This is a genomic window from Micromonospora sp. NBRC 110038, from assembly GCF_020884815.1.
Classification (GTDB): domain Bacteria; phylum Actinomycetota; class Actinomycetes; order Mycobacteriales; family Micromonosporaceae; genus Micromonospora; species Micromonospora haikouensis.
In genome coordinates this window covers 292,581-315,855 of sequence record NZ_BBOL01000007.1, presented here as the reverse complement: position 1 = coordinate 315,855, position 23,275 = coordinate 292,581, and the positions used below count along the sequence as shown (strand labels likewise).

The following is a 23,275-nucleotide window of genomic DNA, read 5'->3' as shown; positions in this document are numbered from 1 at the left end:
CGTCCGGAGCCTCCATGATCCTCATTCTGACCGCCCCCGACGACGTGCACGCCGACGCGGCCGAGGTGGAGCTGCGCCGCCGCGGCGAGACCTGGGTCCGCTTCGACCCGGCCGACGTGCCGGCCCGCGCGTCGCTGTCGGTCGCCGTCCGCGACGGGCGGCTGACCCGTACCCTCGTGCGCCACCCCGACCCGTCCGACCCCGGCGCGGACCCCGCCGCCCGGCAGGTCGTCGACCTCGACGCGGTGACGGCCGTCTGGTTCCGCCGCCCCGGCAACCCGGTCGCCCCCGCCCACCTCGGCGACCCGTACGCGCGGTACGTGGCCGAGGAGAGCCGGCAGTTCGTCGGCGACGTCTGGGAGACCCTCGCCGAGGTGCCGACCCTGCCCGCGCCCCGCCCGGTGGTCCTGCGGGCCCAGCAGAAGGTCCGCCAGCTCCAGCTCGCGGTGCGCCTCGGCTTCGACGTGCCGGCCACCGTGGTCGGCAACGACCCGGCCGCCGTGCTCGACCTGTTCGGCCACACCGGCGGCCGGCTGATCGCCAAGCAGGTCGGCCTGACCGACATCGGCAACGAGCTGATGCGCTTCACCGAGCCGGTCACCCACCGCGACATCGGGCACGTCGACGGGGTACGGCACTGCCCGTTCATCGCCCAGGCCCGCGTGCCCAAACAGGTGGAGCTGCGGGTCACCGTCGTCGGCGACCGGGTGTTCACCGCGGCCATCGACTCGCAGCGCTCCAACCACGCCCGCCACGACTGGCGGCGGCAGGACGGCCGCAACACCCCGCTGAGCCCGTACGACCTGCCCGCCGACGTGGCGGCGCGCTGCGTGGCGCTGACCCGCGCGCTCGGCCTGTGCTACGGCGCCCTGGACCTGATCGTCACCCCCGACGGCCGGTACGTGTACATCGAGATCAATCCCAGCGGCCAGTACCTGTGGGTCGAGGAGGAGACCGGGCTGCCCATCACGGCAGCCGTGGTCGACCTGCTCACCGGGGTCGCGTCCACCACCGGAGCCGCCGCATGAGCACCCTGGACCCCGCCCTGCTCGACGAGGCCCTCACCCTGGCGCGGGAGCTGACCCGCACCCGGGCCAGCCTGCGCGACGGGCAGCACCGGCTCGCGTCCCTGCGACACCGCTGGCCGCAGGCCGATCCCGCGCTCGTGCGGGACGAGGAGAGCAGCGACGGCTCGGTCTCCTTCGACGTGCTGCTGCGCGAGCCCGCCGGCACGGTCTCCGTCGCGTACAGCCCGGCCCCGGCGCTGCCGTGGCCGCTGCGCGGGGCGATCCGGCACTCCGAACACCACCTCGTCCGGGTCGGCACCCGGACGCTGCTGGTGGGGGAGGCCCTGGCCGCGCTCGACTTCCTCTGGTACGACCACGACGTGCTCGCCCGGCTGGTCGACACCGGCGTGCTCGCCGCCGAGCTGGAACTGCACCCCGTGGAGGTCACCGACGGCGAGCTGCAGGCGGCGGCCGACGCGTACCGCCGGGCGAAGGGCCTGCTCGACCCGGCGTCGACCGCGCGGTGGCTGGCGGAGCGGGGGTTGTCCGCCGCGGACTTCGCCGACCTGGTCGCCCACACGGTGGCGGTCGCCCGGCTGCGCGAGCGGGTGGTGGCCGACCGGCTGCCGGCCTGGTTCGCCCAGCACCGGTCGGACTTCGACACCCTCGTCGTCGCCTGGGCCGCCGACGCGGCGCTGCCCGCCGAACCGGAGGCGGCCCTCGCGGCGGTGGCCGGGGCGGTGCGCGCCGGCCGGGCCGCCGGGGTGCTGCGGACGGTCGCCACCGCGGCGGCCCCGGAGGTGCGCGCCGCCTGCGGGCCGGTGCCGACCGTCGTCGCCGGCACGCCGGTGACGGCCGTCGTGGTGGCCCGGGAGCCCGCCGAACTGGACGACGCCGTCCGGCCGCTGGTCGAGCGGGCCGTGTTCGACGAGTGGCTGGCCGACCGGCGGGCGGCCACGGACGTCGAGTGGTTCTGGCTGCCCCGGGACCGGACGGCGCGACCCCGGTGACCGGCCGGCGGCGGGTGCCCGTGGTGCTCCAGGTCGCCGCCACCGACTGCGGCCCCAGCGCGCTGGCCATGCTGCTGGCCGCGTCGGGCCGGACGGTGCCCGTGGCGAGGCTGCGGGCCCACCTCGACGTCGGCCGCGACGGACTGAGCCTGCGCGACCTGCGGGACGCGGCGCACGAGTTCGGGCTACGCTGCCGGGCGATCGCGCTGCCGGCCCTGCGGCAGGACGCGACCCGTCTGCGGGAGCTGCCGCTGCCCCTGGTGGCGCACTGGAACGGCGACCATTACGTGGTGGTGGAAGGCGTCGGCCGGCGCGGCGTCGACGTCGTCGACCCGGCCGTCGGGCGGCGGCGGCTGACGCCCGCCCAGTTCTGCGCCGGCTCGACCGGGGTGGTGCTGCTGGCCGAGCCCGCCGGCCCCGCGCCGCCGGTCACCCCCACCCCAGGGCCGGTGCGCCAGCTGCTCGCGCCGGTGCTCCGCCGGCACACCGGGCTGCTCGCCGTGCTGGCCGCGGCGTCGCTGCTGATCACCGTGGCGGGGCTGGCCGTGCCGTGGGCGACGGCGGCCATCATCGACGCCGCGACGCCCCCGCAGGCGTCGTGGCTCGCCGCCGTCGCCGCGCTCGCGGCGGTCACCGGCACGCTGTCGCTGGCGCGGGGACTGGCCGTGACCGCCCTGCAACGCCGCATCGGCACCCGGCTCGGCGTCGACACGGTGACCCGGCTGTTCGAGGTGGTCTACCGGTACTTCCAGCGCCGCTCGGCCGGCGACCTGATCGACCGGGTGCGCGCGGTCGGCTCCGTGCGGGACCTGCTGGCGTCGTCGCTGGTGGCCACGGCGCTCGACGCGCTGCTGGTCGTCGGCTACCTGACCGTGGTGGCCGTGCTGGCCCCGCTGCTGGGCCTGGTGGCCGCCGGCGTCATCGCCGTGCAGGTCGGCACGGCGGCGTGGATCGGCAGCCGCGCCAGCGCCCTGCAACGGGAGGAGCTGCTGGCCTCGGGCGAGGAGGCGGCCCGGCTGACCGACGCGCTGCAGGGCATGGCGGCGATCCGGGTCGCCGGGGCGCAGCGGCGGGTGCTGCGGCGGTGGCAGGAGTCGTTCGACCGGGGCGTCGACGCGGCGTACCGGCTGGCCCGGCTGTCGGCGGTCGGGGAGGCGCTGCTCGCCGCGTGGTCGGTGGCCAGCCCGGTGCTCATGCTCCTGGTGGCGGCCCGGCTGGCCGACTCACCCGGGCGGGCGGCCGGGCTGGCCGCGCTCGCGGTCGCCGCGGTCACCCCGGCGGTGGCGCTGGCGCAGCGGCTGCCGTCGTTCACGCTGCTGACGCCCACGGTGGACCGGCTGGCCGACATCGCCCAGGCCCCCGTCGAACAGCCCGCCCCGGGGCGGCCCGCGCCCGCGCTGACCGGCCTGGTCACCCTCACCGGGGTGGGCTTCCGGTACGACCGGCGCTCCCCCTGGGCGCTGCGGGGGGTGACCGCCGTGTTCCGGCCGGGGGAGAAGGTCGCCGTGGTCGGCGGCTCGGGCAGCGGCAAGAGCACCCTGGTCGGCCTGCTGACCGGGCTGTACGCGCCGACGGAGGGCCAGCTCCGGTTCGACGGCGTCGACCTGACCACGCTGGAGCTGGCCTCGGTGCGCCGGCAGATCGGCGTGGTGTTGCAGGAGACGTACGTCGGCGCGGGCACCCTGCGCGAGGCGCTGACCCTGTCCCGGCCCGACGCCTCCGACGCGGCGATCGCCCGCGCGATCCGGCTGGCCGCGCTGCACGACGACGTGGCGGCCCTGCCGATGGGGTTGCATACCCGCCTCGGCGACGGCGGGGCCGGCCTGTCCGGCGGGCAACGGCAGCGGGTCGCGCTCGCCCGGGCCCTGCTGGCCGAACCCGCCCTGCTGATCCTGGACGAGGCGACGAGCGCGCTGGACACGGTGACCGAGGCGGCGGTCGAGGCCGGCCTGCGCGCGCTGCCCATGACCCGGGTGGTGATCGCGCACCGGCTCTCCACGGTCGCCGACGCCGACCTGGTGCTGGTGCTCGACGGGGGCCGGCTGGTGGAGTGCGGGCCGCCCGGGGTGCTGCTGGCCGCCGGCGGCCCGTTCGCCCGGCTGGCTGGCGCAACAACCGCTCGCGGCGTCGCCCGGGCCTGGTCCGGCACCGCTCCCTGACCGACCTCAGCGATCTTGTCGGTCGCTACTGTTAGCCTCCGTGCGTCGTCGATCATGACGGATTCCTTGGGGAATCTGGTGATTTCGCCATTGCGGAGGGTGTTCCTGATGGGCTGGCTAGCGGTGGGAGACTCGTACGAGATCTCCCTCGTGGACGGAAAGGTGGCGGCCCGGTCGGCCGGCCCACGGGCCACCGGGCGTCCACTGAAGACCCTCCCCAAGGCGTTGCGGGACGACCCGGAGGTGGACCGGCTGCGGCAGCTCGCCCAGTGGCTTGACCGGCACGCCGCCGAGTGCCTGGCCCGGGTCGACGCCTGGGTGGTGTCCTCGCTGCCGGTGCCGACCGCGCTGCTGGCCCGGGTCTGGCCGGACCCGGCCTGGCGGGACGCGCTGCGCGACCTCGTGGTGCTCGGCGACGACCCGGCCGCGCCGGGCTTCCTGCGCGACGTCACCGACGGCGGCGACCTGCGGATGGTCGACCTCGACGGGGAGACCGTCCGGCTGTCGCCGAGCACTGCCCGGCTGCCCCACCCGGCGCACCTGCCCGCCCTGGCCGACCTGCGCGAGTTCGCCGACGAACTCGACATCACCCAGCGCGTCGAGCAGCTGCACCGGGGCACCTGGTCCCGGCCCGCGACCCTGACCGACCGGGACACCACCGTCACCGACTTCCGGGGCACGAAGGTCCCCAACCGGTTGGCCGTCCGGGCCGCCACGTTCGGCTTCCGGGTCTCCGGCTCGCAGGTCAGGTGCCGCGTCTGGGAGGACGGCCACACGGTCGAGGCCGCCCTGGGCTTCGACGAGGACTACTGGGACTCCGAGGCGACGCTGGGCGGCCTCTCCTGGACGGTCGTGGACGGGCCGACCCTGCGGCTGGCCGAGGTCGGGCCGGTCGCCTGGTCGGAGGGGATGCGCATGGCCACGGCCCTGTCCGGCGCCGCGACCACCACGGGGAGGACGGCATGACCGCGACCACCACCACCGCGACCACCACCGCGGCCCCGCCGTCGGCGGAGAGCCTGCTGGCCGCCGGGGCGGTGCTGCCGACCGGCGCCGCCGGGGCCGGCGATCTCGCGGTGCCGCTGACCGCCCGCAGCTACGGGCACCCGGTCCTCGGCGACCGGCCGGTCGTACGGCTGGTCGACGCCGCCCTCGGCGAGGGCGAGGACGCCGCCGTGGGCTTCCTCGGCCTCGCCCCGGCCGCCGAGCCGGCCGTCGTCGGGCTCGGGCCCCGCCGTCCGTTGGCGTTCCCCGAGTGGGTGCTGGTCCACCACCCGGCCGACGGCCGGCACGTCCTGGCGGTGGTGCCGGAGCTGCGCAAGCTCGCCCGGCAGGCCCGGTCCCGGCCCAAGGCCGCCCTGGACGGGCACCTGGCCGTCGCCGAGCGGTTCGCCCGCACGCTGCCGCACGTGCTGCCGACGTTCTTCGAGCAGGCGGCGCGGGTGTTCCTGGCCGCCGGGCAGGACACCTACGCGACGCAGCTGTTCAACAAGGCCCGCCGGGCGGAGGCGCAGCACGGCCTGCCCATCGACCTGAACCGGCTCGACGAGGTCTACCTGGAGTTCGCGTCCGCCAAGGTGGTGTCCGGTGCCGCGCTGGCCGGCTACGCGCGGGAGCTGTCCGCCCAGTTGCCGCCCGGCGAGGCCCTGGACCGGTTCTGCCGGCTGGCGCTGCGGGCCGCCACCGCCGGCGTGGTGCCGTCCACCCAGTCGGCCACCGCGGTCAACCGGCTGGCCCGGGCCGCCGGCAAGGCCGACGCCGGGGCCGCCGACCGGGTGGCCGCCTACCTGACCGAGCTGCTCCGGCTGCCCGCCGTCGCCGGGGCGCCGGCCGGCTGGTGGCGGGCGCACCTGCCGGCGGTGGCGGCGCTGGCCGGCCGGGAGCCGGCGGTGCGCGGCAACCTGCTCGACCTGATGCCCACCGACCGGGACGACCTGGTCTCCTGGCTGGCCCTGCTGACCGAGACCGGCGCCCTCGCCGGGCTCTCCGACCCCGACGTGCCGGACGCGGCCCGCCCCCGCGACGGCGCCGCCGGGTGGTTGCGCCGCTTCCTCGACCGGGCCACCTCCAGCTACCGTCCCCCTCGGCTTCCGGCGCTGTATCCGCTGGTCGAACGGATGGCCGACCGGTTGCGCGCCGAGCTGGCCGACAGCGGCGAGCCCCTCGCCATCGGCGACGACCTGGACCTGCTGGACCTGCTGCTCGCCCTCGACCTGCCGGTCGCCGCGCCGCGGCAGCGCGAGACCCTGGACCTGGCGCAGTGGGCCAGCTCCGGGGGAGAACGGGACCTGCGCGCGCTGGCCGGCGACGACCGGTTCACCGAGCCCCTGCGCCGGGGGCTGGCCCGGCTCGACAACGAGTCGGAGACGCTGCGCCGGCTGGCCGACACGCCGGGCCTGCGGCCGCTGCTGGCCGACTGGCTGCGGGGCCGCGTCCGTGACCGGTTCACCGCCGGGCTGCCCTACCTGCGGGAGTCGGTGGGCTGGCTGGGCGGGCTCCCGGCCGAGGCGCTGCGGCTGGTCACCGACGACGCCGACGGGATCGACGCCGGCCCTGGTGGCGACCTCGGGTGGGCCCTCGGCGTAGACCTCGCCGAGCAGGTAGCCGCCAGCCTGCGCGGCGGCATCTTCGACGAGCTGGGCTGGCCGGAGTGGGAGACGGCCTGGCAGGAGGTGACCGGCGGCGACCACCGGGTCGAGACGACCTGGCAGGAGGCGTGGCCCTACGCGATCCTCGGCGGCCCGACCACCGTCCGCGTCATCGGCCCCGAGGGCATCGTGCTCCGCCACGACCTGCGCATCCCCGCCGGCGACCGGTGGGGCGAGCCCGGCTACCACTACGTCGACGGCCGTCTGCTGGTCTTCTGGCGCTCCCAGGAGCTCGACTACAACCTGCGCGGCTACTGGCACTCCGCCCCCGACGAGCCGCAGCCCCTCCAGGGCCGCACCCGCGGCAGCCAGCCGCGACGCAACACGATCACCCTGCCCCTGGCCGGCGGCGGGCGGACCACCGGCGGCGGCGTGCTGCACGCCGGGGACACCGCCGTCCCCGACGAGCTGCCGGTCATCACCGACGGCACCACGCACTGGGTCTACCGCAGGGACGACGACGGCGACCGCGGCTGGCGCGAGTACGACCCGGCCAGCGGCGGCCACGGCCGGCGCAGCCTGCCCCGGTTCCTGGCCGACCTGCCCGCCGAGGAGCGCCTCACGGAGCGGACGAGCTGGCTGCGGCCCGCCCTGTCGCCGCAGGCCACCCCGGCCGCCGCGCCGGTGGACGGCCTGCTCGGCTGGCGGGTCGTCACCCGGCCCGACGGCTCCGTGCGCGGCGAGGACCTGGCCGGCCGCGCCGTCACCGTGCCGGCGGGACAGGAGCCGATCGCCGCGCTGGTGCTGCCCGGCGACGACCGGCCCCGCGCCGTGCTCGGCAACCTCGCCCTGCTCGACCCGGACGGCGTCGCTTCGGCCGTGGCCGGGGAGTCCGGCCGGGACTACACCCCGGGCGCGGTGCCGCTGCCCGGCCCGGACTTCCTCGGCAACCTGCTGCCCCGGGACCCGGCCGGCTCCGCCGCCCTGCGCCGGATCGACCGCGACGCCGTCGCCGCCCTGCTCGTGGCCGCCGTCGACGAACGACGCGCCCTGCTGGCCGACCCGGCGGCGAACCGGACGGGCGCCGGCCGGCCCGGCCCGGCCGCACCGGCGCCGACCGGCGGGCAGGCCGCGCCCGCCCCCGACCCGCTGGTCGCGCTGATCCGGTCGGCGGTGCCGGCGATCAGCCACGACGCGCTGCTCGCCGGGGTCGCCGGGGTGCTGCGGCTGGCCGCCCGCGTCCGCACCGACCTGGACGCGGCGACCGAGCGGCTCACCCGGGCGCTGTCCGCCCCGGCGCAGGCCCCGGCGGCGACCGCCGCCGGCCCCACCGACCGGCGGCTCAGCGCGGCGCTCGACGGGCTGCGCGGCACGGTCTACGGGGAGGCCGACCTGGCCCACGCCTTCACCCAGTTCCAGGCGCTGGACGCCCAGCGCTCCGCGCCCGGCGGCGTCGATCCCGCCGTGCGGTTGCACATCGACGGGCCGGCGCTGCCCGGCGCCCTGCACTGGTGGCCGGTGCTCGACGGCGTCGCGGCCGTCGCCTACCGGGCCGTCGTTGCGGTCACCCCCGACGAGCAGCGGGAGGACCTGGCCGACCTGCTCACCGCACTCGACCGGCTCGACCTGACCACGGCCGGCACGCCCGCCCGGTGGCGTCGGCTGCGGCTGCACCTGCTCGACGACGACCTGCTCGACGCGCAGGGCAACCGCCGCCGCCCCCGGGCGGGCATCCTGCCGCTGCCCGGCGGGGCGTTCCTCGCCGTCCTCACCGCCAGCGGCACCCGCACCGGCTACCACCTTGAGGCGTTGTACCACGACCCGGCCGGCGTGTTCGCCGTGCCCGAGCCGTACACGGTGGACTCCGCGACCCCGGTCGGCGACGACCGGCCGGCCGGCTGGCTGGCCCGCTTCCGCACCGAGTGGGCCGCGCGGGGCCCGCTGCCGTGGCGGCCGGAGGCGGCCGAGCGGTTCGCCGAGCTGACCGGCGTCACCCCCACCGCCGCGAAGCTGGTGCTGGCCGGCCTGCCGCACGCGGACTCGGCTACCCCCGTGCCGGTCGAGGCCCGCCGGGCGCTCGGCATCCGGCAGGTCGGCGAGGTCAAGCTGGCCTTCGGCGTGCTCAACGAGGCCGCTGCGCCGCTGCGCCGGGCCGTGGTCGCGGCCCTGCTGCCCGCCGACCCGGGCCGGCTGTGGACCGACGGGCCGGACGTCGACGCGGCGGCGGCGGTCTGGAACGCTGCCCTCGGCCGCCGGGTCGTGGTGCCCGAGCACCTGCTCGCCGCGGCGGTGCGCGCGGTCCGCGCGGCCTGGAGCCCCGCCCAGGCGTTGCCGGCGCTGCTCGACCCGGCCCGGTCGGTCGAGCTGAGCACGGACCTGGCCTTCCGGATCAGCGGCGACCGGGCCCGGCCGGTCGACGAGCGGGCCACCGGCTTCACCGGCGCGGTGCTGACCTCGACGGTCGCCCTGACCGCCTGGGTCGCCCACCACACGCCGGCCGGCGACGCGTGCCGGGCCGCGCTGCCGGCCGCCCTGGCCGCGATCCGGGACCGGCTGGCCAACCCCGAGCTGCTGCTCGACCTCGACCGGTACGTCTCCCTGCCCAGTTTCCGCCAGGTGGCGGGCACCCCGTCGGAGACCGGGCCGGGCTGGGAGCGCTACGGCGCGATCATGCTGGCCACCCACGACGACCAGCCCTCGCCCGCGCTGCGGCCGGACCTGCTCGACGCCGACGGGACGGACCCGTACCTGCCGACGCTGCGCTACGACGCGGCCCGGCCGTACCCGATGGAGGTGGCCCTGCGGCTGGTCCGCGACCCGCGGTTCGAGGCGCTGCTCGCCGATCCCGGCGACCCGGCCGGCGGCGAGCGGGCCGCCGACGGGACGTGGTGGCCGCAGGACCCGACCCGGTCCGTGCCCGACCTGGTCGCCGAGGTGGTCGCGGCGCACGGCCTGGGCGCCGACGCGGCGGCGGTGTACCTGATGCTGCTGGCCATGCCGGACCCGACCGACCGCAACACGGCGGCGTGGACCGGCTGGAAGCCGGCCCGGCTCAAGGCCGCCCGCGCCGAGCTGGCCGGCACCGACCTGGTCGTCGCCGCCAGCCGGCCCCGGGCCGGCCGGTCGCTGTTCCTGCCCGGCCCGTGGCTGGCCCGCGGCGGCGGGCAGGCCCCCATCGAGGGCTGGAAGGCCACCCTGTTCGACCTGGGCCCCGACGGCACGGCGGCGCTCGGCGTCACCGTGCCCGGCGAGCCGGTCGCCGACCTGTACCGGCGGGCCTGGCGGCGGTCGTGCGACGGCGACCCGCCCCGCCTCGACGCCCCGGCCACCCGCGCCCCGCGCTGATCCCCGCGTCGGTGGTGGGGCCGCCGGCCCCACCACCGACCTCCCGCACGTCCGACACCAGTGAAAGATCGAGGAACCCCCGTGACCGTGACGGAACACGTCCGCCCCACCGCGGCGCCGGACAACGCCGCCGCCCAGGTGCTCTCCGCCGAGCAGCGGTACGCCGACGAGCTGGCCTTCCTGGCCGCGTACGACGACGGGGCCCGGCCGCCGGGCTGGGCGCTGACCCCGCGCGCCGTGGTCACCTTCATCCGGGGCAGCGACGGCGAGGCGCTGTCGCTGCCGGCCGACCGGCGTAACCGCCTCGGCGGCGTGGAGCTGCCGGCGAGCATGACCATCGCCGGAAAGTTCGTCGGCGAGCGCAGCCTGGTCGAGCGGTGCGTGGTCACCCTGGCCGGCGAGCGGGGCCTGCTGCTCGTCGGCGAGCCCGGCACCGCCAAGTCGATGCTCTCGGAGCTGCTGGCCGCCGCCATCTGCGGCACGAGCGCCCTGACCGTGCAGGGCACCGCCGGCACCACCGAGGACGCCTTCCGGTACGGCTGGAACTACGCGCTGCTGCTCGCCCAGGGCCCCACCCCCCAGGCCCTGGTCGACTCGCCGGTGCTGACCGCGATGCGCACCGGCCGGGTGGCCCGGATCGAGGAGGTCACCCGCTGCCTGCCCGAGGTGCAGGACGCCCTGGTGTCCATCCTGTCCGACCGGCGGATGAACGTGCCGGAGCTGTCCGGCACCGGGGACGGCCTGATCCGCGCCACGCCCGGGTTCACCGTGATCGCCACCGCCAACCTGCGCGACCGGGGCGTGTCGGAGATGTCCTCGGCCCTCAAGCGCCGGTTCAACTTCGAGACGGTCCACCCGATCGCCGACGCGGGCACCGAGACCGACCTGGTCCGCCGGCAGGCCACCGCCGCCGTGGAGCGCGCCGGAGCGCCGTACACGGTGGACGACGCGGTGCTCGACGCCCTGATCACGGTGTTCCGGGACCTGCGCACCGGCCGGTCGGGCGAGGGCTGGGACGTGGAACGGCCCGGCACCGTGATGTCCACCGCCGAGGCGGTGCAGGTGGCGGCGTCGCTCGGGCTGGCCGCCGCGTACCTGCCCGGCGGTGACCCGCTCGACCTGGTCCCCGGGCACCTGCTCGGGGTGGTCCGCAAGGACGACGAGAACGACCACGCCCGGCTGCTCGGCTACTGGGACGGCCCGGTCCGCCGCCGCGCCGAGGACGGCTCGGCGATGTGGCGTCGGCTCTGGGACCTGCGGGCGAGCCTGCGGTGACGCCACCGTCCCGCGAACCCGCCGGCCCGGCCGGCGCACCGGCCGTGCTCGACCCGCCGGCAGGCGGCCCGGCCGCGACCGACCTGTCGGCCGCCGACCCGCGCGCCGTGGTCGACGCCCTCGCCGCCTCGGCGCGGCCCTACCTGATCGGGGTGCGGCACCACAGCCCCGCCCTGGCGTCGGTGGTCCCCGCCCTGCTGGACGCCGCCGGGGCCGAGGTGGTCGCCGTCGAGCTGCCGGCGGACTTCCAGCACTGGCTGCCGTACCTGTCCGACCCGGCCGCCCGGGCGCCGCTGGCCGTGGTCGGCAGCCACGGCGCGGACGGGCCGATGGGCTTCTACCCGTTCGCCGACTTCTCCCCGGAGCTGGCGGCGATCCGCTGGGCCCGGCAGCGCGGCGTCGAGGTGATCTGCTGCGACCTGCCGCTGGCCGATCCCGGCTGGACGGCCACGGGGGCGGCCACCGGCGCGGACCCGACGACCGTCGGCGGTGCCGACGCGGACCAGGGCGTGCCCGGCCCTCGCCCGGCGCGCTACGCCGCCGGGCTCGGCGCCAGCGGCACCGGCCGCGACGGCGACGACATGTGGGACCGGGTGGTCGAGGTACGCGCCCCGGGCTGTTCGCCGGAGGCCGTGCGCCGGGCCGCCCTCGGGGTGGGCTGGGCGATGCGCGCCGACAGCGCCGGCGACGAGGGCGTGCCGGCGCGGGACCTGGCCCGCGAGGAGCACATGCGCCGGGTGCTGGCCGACGCGGGCGCGGACGGCCGGCGGGTCGCCGCCGTCGTCGGCGCCTTCCACGCCCCGGCCCTGCTCGCGCCCGACGCCGCCGGGCACGCCGGCCCCGCCACCGGCGGCCCGGCCCGGTCGACCGGCGGCCCGCTGGGCGGGGCGGCCGACCGGTCGACGGCCCCACCCGGCGACGCCGTCGCCACCTCGCTGGTGCCCTACGCGTTCGACCTGCTCGACTCCCGGTCCGGCTACCCGGCCGGGATCCGCGACCCGCGCTGGCAGCAGGCCGTCCTCGCCGCCGCCGGTGACCCGGACCGGATCCGGGCCGCCGCCGCCCGCGCCGTCACCGACGTGTGCCGGGAGCTGCGCGCGGCCGGGCACACCGCCGGCACCGGCGAGGCCGCCGAGGCGGTGCGGCTCGCCGACGACCTGGCCCGGCTGCGCGGCCTGCCCGCCCCCGGCCGGGGCGAGGTGCTGGAGGCGGTCACCACCGTGCTCGGCCAGGGCGAGCTGCTCGGCCGGGGCCGCGCCCTGGCCCGCGCGCTGGAGACCGTGCTGGTCGGCGCCGACCGGGGCCGGACGGCCCCCGGCACGCCCCGCTCCGGGCTCGGCCCGGCGGTCGAGGCGGCGCTGGCCGCGCTGCGCCTGCCCCACCCCGACAGCCCGAAGGCCCGCGAGGTCCGCCTGGACCCGCTGCGCACCGACCTGGACCGGCGGCGGGAGGTCCTGCTGCACCGCCTGCACGTCTGCGGCGTCGGCTACGGCGAACCCGTCGCGGTGACCGGCACCGGCGACGGGGCCGCCCTGACCACCCGCTGGCAGCTGGCCTGGACCCCGTCCGTGGCGGCCCGCCTGGACCTGGTCGGCGTGCGCGGGGTCACCGCGGCGCTGGCCGCGACCGGCACGCTGCGGGAGCGGTTCCGCCGCGAGGTCGCCGACGGCGGGCCCACCGCCGCGCAGCTGCTCGCCGGGCTCCGCGACGCCGCCCGGTGCGACCTGCCCGAGCTGGTCGCCGACCGGCTCGACCTGGCCGCCGCCGTGCTGCCCGCCACCGGCACGCTGCCCGAGCTGCTGGCCGCGCTGGACCTGCTGGAGGCGCTGCGCCGGCAACACCTGCCCGGCACCACGGCCGCGAGCCGGGACCGGGCGGCCGAGCTGGCCGTCGTGCTGCTGGACGCGGCGGTGCGCGGGCTGCCCGGCCTGGCCGGCAGCGACGCCGCGGACGACGCGGCCGCCCTGGTCGACCTCGCCGTGCGGGCCGGGCAGGACCGGATCGGCCTGCGTCTGGACGCCGCCCTCGACGACCTGACCCGGTCGGGCTCGGCGCTGATGCAGGGCGCCGCCCTGGCCGCCCGGGTGCTGCTCGACCTGACCGACCTGGCGACCCTGGGCACCCGGGTGGCCGGCTGGGTCGACGCGGCCACCGGGCCGGACACGCGACGGCACCTGCACCGGCTGCTCGGTGGCCTGCTCACCGCCGCGCACCCGCTGCTGCAGTCCGCGCCCGCCGCGCTGGACCCGCTGCTGGACCGGGTCGAACGACTCACCGACTCCGAGTTCCTGGACCGGCTGCCCGCGCTGCGGGGCGGGTTCGACGCGCTCACCCCGGCGGCCCGGGAGCGGCTGCTGGACACCGTCGCCGAACGACTGGGCGACCGGCTCGACCTGTCCCTGTCCGCCCCGCCCGAGCTGCTGGCCCGGTGGGCCGCGGCCGACGCGGCCGGCCGGGCCGTGCTGCTCGCCCGCGCCCTGCCGCTCCCGGGCCCGGACGCCGGTGCCGTTGACGCCCCCGTCGGCGGCGGGGACCGGGCGGCGGCTGCGCCGGGCGGCGGGCTGACCCCGACCGACCGGTGGCGGCTGCTGCTCGGCCGGCAACCCGACCGGCTGCCGGCCGACGCCCGCCGCTACGCCCGCGCCCTCGACGAGTTGTACGGGGCGGGGCGCGGCGAGGGCGGCATCGACCTCGGCCCCTCGGGCGGCGGCGGGCAGGAGCCCGCCTTCCCGACGGCCCGCGAGTGGGCCGACGAACTGGAGGCGCTGTTCGGCACGACGGTGCGCGAGGAGGTCATCGCCCGGGCCGCCGAGAACGGCCGCACCGACGTGCTCAGCGAACTCGACCCGGCCTCGGTGCGTCCCTCGGTGGAGCTGCTGGCCTCGGTGCTGTCGCTGGTGGGCGGCCTGCCCGAGGCGAAGCTGGCCGCGTTGCGGCCCCTGGTGCGGCGACTGGTCGAGGAGCTGACCGCGCGGTTGGCCAACCAGGCGCGGCCGGCGTTGACCGGGCTGACCAGCCCGCGCCCGACCCGCCGCCCCGGCGGGCGGATCAACCTCGCCCGTACGCTGCGGGCGAACCTGGCGCACACCCGGCGGCTCGGCGACGGCCGGACGGTGGTCGTGCCGCAGCGCCCGGTGTTCCACACCCGCACCCGCCGGGAGGCCGACTGGCGGCTGGTGCTGGTGGTCGACGTGTCCGGCTCGATGGAGGCGTCGGTGGTGTGGTCGGCGCTGACCGCCGCCGTGCTGGCCGGGGTGCCCACCCTGTCGACCCACTTCCTCGCCTTCTCCACCGAGGTGGTCGACCTGACCGACCGGGTCGACGACCCGCTGTCGCTGCTGCTGGAGGTGCGTGTCGGCGGCGGCACGCACATCGCCGCCGGGCTGGCCCACGCCCGCTCGCTGGTGACCGTGCCGAGCCGCACCATCGTCGCCGTGGTCAGCGACTTCGAGGAGGGCTACCCGCTGGCCGGGCTGCTCGGCGAGGTCCGCACCCTGGCGTCGGCCGGCGTGCACCTGCTGGGCTGCGCCGCGCTCAACGACCGGGGGATGCCCTGCTACTCGGTGCCGGTCGCCGAGCAGCTCGTCGCGGCCGGGATGCCGGTCGCCGCGCTCAGCCCGCTCGAACTCGCCCGTTGGGTGGGCGACCGTGTCCGGGGAGGATCACGTTGACGAACCGTACCCCCACCGCCGTGGCCGCGGACCGGTTGCCGCCGGTGTCGCCGGCGGTCGCCGCCGCGGCGGTGGCGGCCCTGCCGTCGCGGCTGCGCCGGCGGCTGGACGCCACCGTCGAGCGGCTGGCCGCGCTGCCGGTCGGCCAGGTCGACGGCGGCGTGTCGGTCGACTGTGGGCCGGAGGCCCTGGTCGTCCTGCGGCCCGGCCCGACCGGCGCGGTCACCGGCCCGGAGCAGGCCCGGTGCTCCTGCCTGCTGGCACCCCGCTGCCTGCACCTCGCGGCGGTCCTGGCCGCCTGCCCGGTCGCCGACCCGGCCAGCCACCCCGATCCGGCACCCGCCGCGCCGGCCACTCCGGACGGCGCCGGGCGGGCCAGCAGGGCCGGGCGGGCGGGCGCGACCGGCCCGGCCGCCGCCGGCGGCGCGCCGACGAAGGCGCAGCGGGCCGCCGCCGGCGCGCTGTGGCGGGCCGCCGCCGCGGTGCTCGCCTCCGGTGTCCCGGCCGCCGGCGCGGTCGGCCAGGCCGACCTGCTGCGCGCCGCGCACGGGGCCCGCCTGGCCGGCCTGCCGCGCGCCGAGGCCGCCGCGCTGCGCCTGGTGCGCGGCCTGCGCGCGCACCGGTCCCGGCAGACCGGCCACCGGCTCGCCGACCTGGTCGAGGTGCTGCACGACCTGCTGTACGCGGCGGGTCGGCTCGCCGCCGGCGATCCCGATCCGGCGTTGGTCGGGGTGCTCCGGCGGGCCTACGAGCCGGACGGCACGCTGGAGGTGTACGGCGTCTGCCGCGAACCGGTGATCAGCGCGACCGGCTACGCCGGCGTGGTCACCCACCTGGTCGCCGCCGACGGCCGTCGGCTCTCGTTCGCCGACGTGAAGCCGGGCGGCCCGAATCGCGCCAGGGACTGCGCCCACGCGGTCACGGAGATGGGCGCGGTCTCGGTCGACCACGCGGCGCTGGCCCGGGGTGGCCTGCGGATCACCGGCACCACGGTCTCCCCGGACGGCCGGCTCGGTGCCGGCGCGGGGGTCCGAGCCACCCCCCTCACCGGGGCCGACTGGTCCAGCGGCGCGCTGGCGGAGCTGTTCGCCCGGCCGCTGGCGGAGGTGGTGTCCGGGCAGCTCGCCGTCGACGACCCGGCCGATCCGGGTCGGGCCGGCACGGCGCTGCTCGGCGCCGACCTGGTGGTGGTCGGCGCGGTCGGCGACCAGGTGCTGGCCCGCGAGCTGGCCCCCGACGCGGGGGCGGACCGGGCGCCGGTGCCGGACGGGCCGGTGATCCGGTTGGTGCCGGCCAACCCGCACCCCGCGCTGGCGCACGTGGCCAACCTGCGGCGGCTGGCGTCCTGGCCGGGCCTGCGGATCCGGGTGGTCGGCCGGCTGGACCCCGACCGGGCCGGCACGCTGCGCCCGCTCGCGGTCGGCGCGGTGCCGGGTGCCACCGAGACCCTGCGGCTGCCGCCCGAGTGGCACGGGCGGGCGGACCTGGGCTACGACCAGATCCAGGGCTCGCACCTGCCGCCCCGCGCGCAGGCCGGCCCGGCGCAGTCGGCGCCGGCCGTCGACGCGGTCGCGGAGTCCCCGCTGTGGCGGGTGCGTCGGCTGGTGGAGCTGGCCGTCTCGGGTGGCCGCCGGGCGGTGGCCGAGGCGGCCCGCGACGAGGCCGCCTCGCTGGCGGTGCCGTTGCGCCGGGCCGGCTTCACCACCGCCGCCGCGGTGGCGTCGGCGCTGGTGGCGGAGTCGGACCGGCGCGGCCGGGACGCGTTCGGGCGGCTCACCGACCCCGACCCGGACCGGTACGCCTGGGCCTGGCTCGCCGCGACCGCCCACCTCGCCGCCACCGAGCGGGAGCTGATCCGGTCCTCCTGGGTGGCACCGGCGGCCGGCTGATCCACGGGTGAGCCGGCGTGGACTGCCGCCCCCACGGCGCCTGGTGCGGGGCGACCGTGGGGGCGGCGCTTGACGTACGCCGTTTGATCTAATTCGATCTCCGGGGGCGGCGTCGCCGTCCCGGCCCCGCGAGGACCAGGAGAATCGTCATGACCGTCCCGCAGCGTGTCGCCATCGTGACCGGCGGTTCCCAGGGCATCGGCCGGCAGGTCGCGCAGCGGCTGGCGGCGGACGGCTTCGCGGTGGTGGTCAACTTCGCCACCGGCAAGGTCGCGGCGGAGCAGGTCGTGGCGGCGATCGTCGCCGCCGGTGGGGAGGCCGTCGCGGTGCCGGCCGACGTCGCCGACGAGGTGGCGGTGGCGGAGCTGTTCGACGTCGCCGAGCGGACGTACGGGGGGATCGACGTCGTCGTGCACTCGGCCGGGGTGGCGTCGCACGCCCCGGTGACCGAGCTGGATCTGGCGGAGCTGGACCGGGTGCACCGCGTCAACGTGCGGGGCACCTTCGTGGTCGACCAGCAGGCGGCCCGCCGGATCCGGCCCGGCGGCGCGCTGGTCAACATCTCCAGCACGACACCCCGGCTGTCCATGCCCGGCTACGCCGCGTACGCCTCCAGCAAGGCGGCGGTGGACGCGATCACGTTGATCCTGGCCCGGGAGCTTCGCGGGCGTGACGTCACGGTGAACGCGGTCGCGCCGGGCGCCACCGGCACGGACCTGTTCCTGGCGGGCAAGGACGAGCAGACGATCGCCGCGATGGCGGCGATGTCGCCGATGGGGCGGCTCGGCGACCCGGCCGACACCGCCGAGGTGGTGGCATTCCTGGCCGGCCCGGGCCGCTGGATCAACGGTCAGGTGGTGTACGTCAACGGGGGCGCGGCCTGACCGACGGGGCGCGGCGCGAACCGCCCCGGGCCGCGTACCCCATTCCTTCCGACCGGACGGTAGCATTGTGGGGCTGTGCAGGGGATAGGAGGCCACCAATGGCGCGTGCCACGTCCAACCGGCCGGAGTCGACCCGTCGCCGGCAGCGGTGGCCCGACGGCTACGACCCGGAGAACACCCGCAAGTCGTTGATCGCCAGCGCGCTGGAGCTGTTCGAGAAGCGCGGCTTCGACCGCACGTCGGTGCAGGAGATCGCCGACCGGGCCAAGCTCACCAAGGGCGCCTTCTACCACCACTTCGAGAGCAAGGACGACCTGCTGCGCCACATCCAGGAGGAGTACCTGGAGGCGCAGCTCGCCGCGATCGCGAAGATCGAGGCCGGCAGCGACGACCCGAAGGTGCGGGTGGCCGAGCTGATCCGGTTCAGCCTGACCAGCGTCGCCGAGTACCGGGCGCACGTGACGATCTTCTACCAGGAGCGGCGCAACCTCACCGCCGACCTGTTCGCCGAGGTGACCCGCAAGCGGGGCCTGGTGGAGTCGGCCTTCGCCGGGATGATCGCCGACGGCGTCGCCCGGGGGGCGTTCCGCTCCGACGTCGACCCGCGCATCGCCACGTTCGGGCTGGTCGGCATGTGCGCCTGGGCGTACCAGTGGCTCAACGTCGGCGGCCCGCTCAGCGTCGACGAGGTGGCGCGGCAGTTCAGCGCGATGGTGCTGGAGGGCCTCTACGCCTGACCGCCGGACGGGTCAGCCGCCGAGGAGGTGGCGGGCCATCACGATACGCTGCACCTGGTTGGTGCCCTCGTAGATCTGGGTGATCTTGGCGTCGCGCATCATCCGCTCCAGCGGGAAGTCCCGGGTGTAGCCGTAGCCGCCGAGCAGCTGCACCGCGTCGGTGGTGACCCGCATGGCCACGTCGGAGGCGAAGCACTTCGCCGCCGCGCCGAAGTAGGTCAGGTCCGCCTCGCCGCGTTCGGACCGGCCGGCGGCGGCGTACGTCAACTGGCGGGCCGCCTCCAGCGACATGCCCATGTCGGCGAGCATGAACTGGACGCCCTGGAAGTCGGCGACCGCCCTGCCGAACTGCCGGCGCTGGCGCACGTAGGCCAGCGCGTGGTCGAGCGCGCCCTGCGCGATGCCGAGGGCCTGGGCGGCGATGGTGACCCGGGTGTGGTCCAGCGTCCGCATCGCGGTGGCGAAGCCGGTGCCCGGCGCGCCGATGATCCGGTCGGCCGGGATGCGGCAGTCGTCGAAGTAGACCTCGCGGGTCGGCGAGCCCTTGATGCCCAGCTTCCGCTCGGGAGCGCCGAAGCTGATCCCGGGGTCGGTGCGCTCCACCACGAACGCGGAGATGCCCCGGGAGCGCGCGGTCGGGTCGGTGACGGCGAACACCGTGTAGAACTCGCTCAGCCCGGCGTTGGTGATCCACCGCTTGACCCCGTTGAGCACCCAGGTGTCGCCGTCGCGCTCCGCGCGGGTGCGCATGCTCGCCGCGTCGCTGCCGGCCTCCGGCTCGGACAGGCAGTAGGAGAACATGGCCTCGCCCCGGGCCACCGGCGGGAGGTAGCGCTGCTTGAGCTGCTCGTCGGCGGCCAGCAGCAGCGGCATGGTGCCCAGCTTGTTGCCGGCCGGGACGAGGGAGGAGCAGGCGCAGGCGCGGGCGACCTCCTCGATGACGATCGCGGTGGCGAGGGCGTCGGCCCCGGCGCCGCCGTACTCGGCGGGTACGTGCGGGGCGTGGAAGTCGGCGGCGCGCAGCGCGTCGTAGGAGGACTGCGGGAACTGGCCGGTCTCGTCTGCCTCGGCCGCGTGGGGCGCGACCTTGGCGTCGCACACCGCGCGGACGGCCGCCCGCACCTCCGCGTGCTCCTCGGGCAACTGGTACGCCTCGAACACCACGAACCCCCTCGTCGGACAGCCTGTCGCGGCAGAATACCATCCGGTCGGTATGAACTCTGCCCTTGAGTTGCCTCGCCGGTCGTGGTAGATACCTTCCAGTCGGTATGTAGGGGGTCGGGTGACACGCGCCGTACGGGCGGGGATGGACTTCATCTCCGCGCTCGACCGGGGAAGCCTCGGTGGCCTCGCCCGCCTCTGCGCCACCGGCGCGACCTGGTGGGTCGACACCGGCCCGGACCGCCGTGGCGGCGACCCGCAACTGTCCCCCCACGGAAGCGGCCGGTTCCCGCTGCACGGCGTCATGCGGATGGACGACAAGCTCGCGCTGATGCGCCGGCTCGGCCCCACCGCGTTCCCGACCGGTTGCCGGCAGATCCCGCGCCGCGTCGTCGCCGGTGACGACACGTGCGTCATCGAGGTCGAGGGGCACGGCGTGCACGCCAGCGGCGTCGAGTACGCCAACCGGTACGGTTTCGTCTTCGACGTCGACCCCACCGGTGCCGTCGTCTCGGTCCGCGAGTACCTCGACACCGTCCACGCCCAGCAGGTGGTGGGCGGCGGTGCGCCCGTACCCCGAAGCAGCCTCGACCACCCGGTGGCCGGCGACGCGCCCGACCCCGGCGACCCACCGCCGGCCGTGGCGACGGCCCTGGCGATGTGGCCGGCGCTGGCCCGGGGCGACCTCGACACGTTCGGCGGCCTCTTCACCGGCGATGCCACGTGGTGGACCGACACCGGCCGCGACCGCCGCCTCGGTCGCCCGCACCGGCGGGGCGACATCCACGCCAACGGCCCCTTCCACGGGACCGTCACCCTGACCGAGAAGCTCGCGGCCATGCGGGCGCGCCTCGCTGCCGGCGGCTACCGGTCGGCCGCCGTCACGGTGACCCCGCGCCGCTGGATCGCCGACGACACCCTGGTCGCCGTCGAGGCTGTAGGCGACGCCGTCCTCGCCGACGGGGCCCGTTACCAGAACCGCTACCTGTGGATCGTCGACGTCCGGGCCGACGGCATCGGCGAGGTCCGGGAGTACTGCGACACCCTGCACATCGCCGACCTGATGGGCTTCGACGCGGAGGTCGGCCGCCGCACGGGAGAGGAACCCCGATGAGCGCCAGAGTGATCACCGACATCGACGAGGTGCTGACGACCACCCGCGCGGTGCGCCGCCGGATGGACTTCGACCGGCCGGTCGCCCGCGCCGTCGTCGAGGAGTGCCTCCGACTCGCGCAGCAGGCGCCGATGGGCTCCAACCTCGAGGACTGGCGCATCGTCGCCGTCGACGACCCCACCCTCAAACGGAAGCTGTCCGGGCTCTACACCGAGGTCTGGCACCAGACGGTCGAGCGCCCCCTGGCCAGCGGCGAGGCGGCGACCACCACCCGCCTGTCGCCGACCGTCCGCGCCGACCCGCAGGCCCAGGCGCGGCAGGCCCGGGTCCTGCGCGCGGTGAAGTACCTCGTCGACCACCTCGACCGGGTGCCCGTCCTGGTCGTCCTGTGCAGCACCAAGCCGCTGCCGCAGCGGCCGGTCGGCGGCACCGCGTCGGGATACTACGGCTCGATCTTCCCGTTTGCCTGGTCCTTCCAGCTCGCGCTGCGCTCCCGGGGCCTCGGCTCGGTGCTGGCCACCGCCCTGGCCCACAAGGCCAGCGGCGTCCAGGCGGTGCTCGGCCTGCCGGCCGAGTGGCGGCCGATCACCCTGCTCCCCGTCGCCTACACCCGGGGCCTCGACTTCCGCCCCGCCGCCCGCGCCGACCTGGCGGACGTGGCGTTCTGGAACGGACCCGTCGAGCCGGCGGGATCCGCGCCGGCATGAGGGCCGCCCACGTCGTCGAGCCCTGCGCCGACCGCCCCGTCGAGGCCCTCCGCGTCGGCGACCTCGCCGACCCGCAGCCGCCCCCCGGCTGGGTGGGCGTCGACGTCCGGGCCGGCGCGCTCAACATGCACGACATCTGGACGCTGCGCGGCGTCGCCGGCCGCCCCCACGGCGGGCCCCACGTCATCGGCAGCGACGCCGCCGGGGTGGCCGACGGCCGGGACGTCGTCGTCTACCCGGTGCTGCCCACCGCGCCCGACGGCCGCACCGTCACCCACGCGACCCTGCTCCCCGACGCCGGCCACGGCCTCCTCGCCGAGCGCGTCGTCGTGCCGGCGGGCCACCTCGTGCCCAAGCCCGCCGCGTTGAGCTGGGCCGAGGCCGCGTGCCTGCCCACGGCCTGGCTGACCGCTTACCGGATGCTGTTCACCAAGGCCACGGTCGGGCCCGGGCGGGTCGTGCTCGTGCAGGGCGCGGGCGGGGGCGTCGCGACCGCCGCCGTCGGCCTCGCCGTGGCGGCCGGCGCCACCGTCGTCGTCACCTCCCGCTCCCCGGCCAAGCGCGAGCGGGCGCTCGCCCTCGGCGCCGCCGTCGCCCTGGACGTCGGCGACCGCGTGCCGGAGCTCGCCGACGTCGTCGTCGAGACCGTCGGCCCCGCCACCTTCGCGCACTCGGTGCGCTCGACCAGGGCCGGCGGCGTCATCGTCGTGTGCGGCGGGACGAGCGGCTTCACCGCCCAGCTGGACCTGCCGCGCCTGTTCGCCCGGGAGATCACCGTCCACGGGTCCACCATGGGCTCCCTCGACGAGTTCCGGGCCCTCGTCGACTACGTCGACACCCACGGCATCCGGCCCGCTGTCGACAGCGTCGTCGACCTCGCCGACGTCCGCGCCCAGGCCGCCCGGATGCTCGCCGGCACCGCGTTCGGCAAGCTCTGCGTGAGCCTGACATGACCGCCGTCGTCGTCACCCGGCGCGGGCCCGCCCTCTGGGCCCGCATCGACCGCCCGGGCGCGGGCAACGCGTGCGACAGCGCGGTGCTCGCCGGCCTCGAACGGTGGCTCGCCGGTGCGGGCGATCCCGGCGTACGGGCGCTCGTGCTCACCGGGACCGGCCGGAGCTTCTGCGCCGGCGCCGACCTCGCGGAGGCCACCGGCCTGCTCGGCGACCAGCCCGCGCTGCGGGCCTTCCTCGACCGGGGCCGCCGCCTCGTGCGCGCGATCGGGGCGGCCCCGGTGCCCACCGTCGCCGCGGTCAACGGGGCGGCCTTCGGCGGCGGGCTCGAACTGCTGCTGGCCTGCGACGTCGCCGTCGCCGCCGGCAGCGCCCGCCTCGGCGACCGGCACCTCGCCGTCGGCCAGGTCCCCGGCTGGGGATCCAGCGTGCTGCTGCCGCTCGCCGTCGGCCCGGCGCTGGCCCGCCGGCTGCTCGTCACCGGCGAGACGTGGACGGCCGACGAGGCCGCCCGCCGGGGCCTGGTCAGCGAGGCCGTCGCCGACGCCGACCTCGTGCCGCACGTCGACGCGCTGGTGGCCACCATCGCGGCCCGCGACGAGGCGGCGGTCCGCCGGATGCTCGGCCTCGCCCGGCCCGCCGTCGCCGACGCGGCCTGGGCGAGGGAGTGGGAGACCCTCGTCGCGCACGTCGCGGAGCAGGCGGCGGGCCGGGCCGGCCCGCCGGGGAGCCCGTCGTAGCCCACCGCCCTGTCCCGCCGCACCCCTCGACCGAC

15 protein-coding genes are annotated in these 23,275 nt (G+C 77.4%); 14 read left to right on the top strand and 1 reads right to left on the bottom strand.

All coding sequences use genetic code 11. The features are described 5' to 3' along the window. Positions 1-14 precede the first annotated feature (14 nt). The 10 genes from LPU61_RS24185 to LPU61_RS24140 all read left to right on the top strand — a co-directional run bounded on the left by LPU61_RS24185 (position 15) and on the right by LPU61_RS24140 (position 18,565). The gene (locus tag LPU61_RS24185; RefSeq protein WP_043963072.1) at positions 15-1,028 is read left to right on the top strand and encodes a RimK family alpha-L-glutamate ligase; all 1,014 of its coding nucleotides are present in this window, start codon (positions 15-17) and stop codon (positions 1,026-1,028) included. Further along, complete coding sequence (locus LPU61_RS24180; protein WP_229406236.1) at positions 1,025-2,017, top strand: TIGR04500 family putative peptide maturation system protein; 993 nt, start codon at positions 1,025-1,027, stop codon at positions 2,015-2,017. The genes LPU61_RS24185 and LPU61_RS24180 overlap by 4 nt, the downstream gene beginning before the upstream one ends. Further along, complete coding sequence (locus tag LPU61_RS24175) at positions 1,975-4,176, top strand: peptidase domain-containing ABC transporter (protein WP_043963074.1); 2,202 nt, start codon at positions 1,975-1,977, stop codon at positions 4,174-4,176. Before LPU61_RS24180 ends, LPU61_RS24175 begins: the two co-directional genes overlap by 43 nt. Before the next feature lie 108 nt (positions 4,177-4,284). Beyond that, positions 4,285-5,142, top strand: a complete 858-nt coding sequence (locus LPU61_RS24170) for a DUF4132 domain-containing protein (RefSeq protein WP_043963075.1) — start codon at positions 4,285-4,287, stop codon at positions 5,140-5,142. Continuing rightward, entirely contained in the window at positions 5,139-10,109 is a 4,971-nt protein-coding gene (locus LPU61_RS24165) for a hypothetical protein (RefSeq protein ID WP_229406235.1), read from the top strand. The genes LPU61_RS24170 and LPU61_RS24165 overlap by 4 nt, the downstream gene beginning before the upstream one ends. Positions 10,110-10,190: 81 nt before the next feature. Further along, a complete protein-coding gene (locus tag LPU61_RS24160) occupies positions 10,191-11,384 on the top strand; it encodes an AAA family ATPase (protein ID WP_229406234.1) in 1,194 nt (397 codons plus the stop codon). Continuing rightward, positions 11,381-15,055 carry a DUF5682 family protein gene (locus LPU61_RS24155; RefSeq protein WP_229406233.1) on the top strand — a complete coding sequence of 1,225 codons (3,675 nt, stop codon included), beginning with the start codon at positions 11,381-11,383 and terminating at the stop codon, positions 15,053-15,055. The genes LPU61_RS24160 and LPU61_RS24155 overlap by 4 nt, the downstream gene beginning before the upstream one ends. Further along, the gene (locus LPU61_RS24150; RefSeq protein ID WP_229406232.1) at positions 15,052-16,944 is read left to right on the top strand and encodes an SWIM zinc finger family protein; all 1,893 of its coding nucleotides are present in this window, start codon (positions 15,052-15,054) and stop codon (positions 16,942-16,944) included. The genes LPU61_RS24155 and LPU61_RS24150 overlap by 4 nt, the downstream gene beginning before the upstream one ends. 149 nt (positions 16,945-17,093) lie before the next feature. After that, a complete protein-coding gene (locus tag LPU61_RS24145; protein ID WP_043963078.1) occupies positions 17,094-17,828 on the top strand; it encodes an SDR family oxidoreductase in 735 nt (244 codons plus the stop codon). Between the two features lie 98 nt (positions 17,829-17,926). Further along, entirely contained in the window at positions 17,927-18,565 is a 639-nt protein-coding gene (locus LPU61_RS24140; RefSeq protein WP_043963079.1) for a TetR/AcrR family transcriptional regulator, read from the top strand. Between the two features lie 12 nt (positions 18,566-18,577). Here LPU61_RS24140 and LPU61_RS24135 read toward each other — a convergent pair whose 3' ends face one another. Continuing rightward, positions 18,578-19,726 (bottom strand): acyl-CoA dehydrogenase family protein, encoded by a 1,149-nt coding sequence (locus LPU61_RS24135; protein WP_229406254.1) that lies wholly within the window; start codon positions 19,724-19,726, stop codon positions 18,578-18,580. Positions 19,727-19,847: 121 nt separating this feature from the next. Between LPU61_RS24135 and LPU61_RS24130 the strand changes: the two genes are divergently transcribed. The 4 genes from LPU61_RS24130 to LPU61_RS24115 are packed head-to-tail and all read left to right on the top strand — an operon-like array spanning position 19,848 to position 23,240. Beyond that, positions 19,848-20,840 carry a nuclear transport factor 2 family protein gene (locus LPU61_RS24130; RefSeq protein ID WP_229406231.1) on the top strand — a complete coding sequence of 331 codons (993 nt, stop codon included), beginning with the start codon at positions 19,848-19,850 and terminating at the stop codon, positions 20,838-20,840. Further along, positions 20,837-21,547 (top strand): nitroreductase family protein, encoded by a 711-nt coding sequence (locus LPU61_RS24125; RefSeq protein ID WP_043963082.1) that lies wholly within the window; start codon positions 20,837-20,839, stop codon positions 21,545-21,547. Before LPU61_RS24130 ends, LPU61_RS24125 begins: the two co-directional genes overlap by 4 nt. Then, positions 21,544-22,500: a zinc-binding dehydrogenase gene (locus LPU61_RS24120; RefSeq protein WP_229406230.1), complete on the top strand. Its 957-nt coding sequence runs from the start codon at positions 21,544-21,546 to the stop codon at positions 22,498-22,500. Before LPU61_RS24125 ends, LPU61_RS24120 begins: the two co-directional genes overlap by 4 nt. After that, on the top strand, positions 22,497-23,240 hold the full coding sequence (locus LPU61_RS24115; protein ID WP_229406229.1) for an enoyl-CoA hydratase/isomerase family protein: 744 nt from the start codon (positions 22,497-22,499) through the stop codon (positions 23,238-23,240). The genes LPU61_RS24120 and LPU61_RS24115 overlap by 4 nt, the downstream gene beginning before the upstream one ends. Positions 23,241-23,275: the final 35 nt, after the last annotated feature.

Excerpts from the sequence above, each read along its gene's own strand:
- LPU61_RS24185 (WP_043963072.1), top strand. The coding sequence starts at position 15 with ATGATCCTCATTCTGACCGCCCCCGACGACGTGCACGCCGACGCGGCC.
- LPU61_RS24115 (WP_229406229.1), top strand. The coding sequence starts at position 22,497 with ATGACCGCCGTCGTCGTCACCCGGCGCGGGCCCGCCCTCTGGGCCCGC.
- LPU61_RS24170 (WP_043963075.1), top strand. The coding sequence starts at position 4,285 with ATGGGCTGGCTAGCGGTGGGAGACTCGTACGAGATCTCCCTCGTGGAC.
- LPU61_RS24165 (WP_229406235.1), top strand. The coding sequence starts at position 5,139 with ATGACCGCGACCACCACCACCGCGACCACCACCGCGGCCCCGCCGTCG.
- LPU61_RS24180 (WP_229406236.1), top strand. The coding sequence starts at position 1,025 with ATGAGCACCCTGGACCCCGCCCTGCTCGACGAGGCCCTCACCCTGGCG.
- LPU61_RS24140 (WP_043963079.1), top strand. The coding sequence starts at position 17,927 with ATGGCGCGTGCCACGTCCAACCGGCCGGAGTCGACCCGTCGCCGGCAG.
- LPU61_RS24145 (WP_043963078.1), top strand. The coding sequence starts at position 17,094 with ATGACCGTCCCGCAGCGTGTCGCCATCGTGACCGGCGGTTCCCAGGGC.
- LPU61_RS24120 (WP_229406230.1), top strand. The coding sequence starts at position 21,544 with ATGAGGGCCGCCCACGTCGTCGAGCCCTGCGCCGACCGCCCCGTCGAG.
- LPU61_RS24125 (WP_043963082.1), top strand. The coding sequence starts at position 20,837 with ATGAGCGCCAGAGTGATCACCGACATCGACGAGGTGCTGACGACCACC.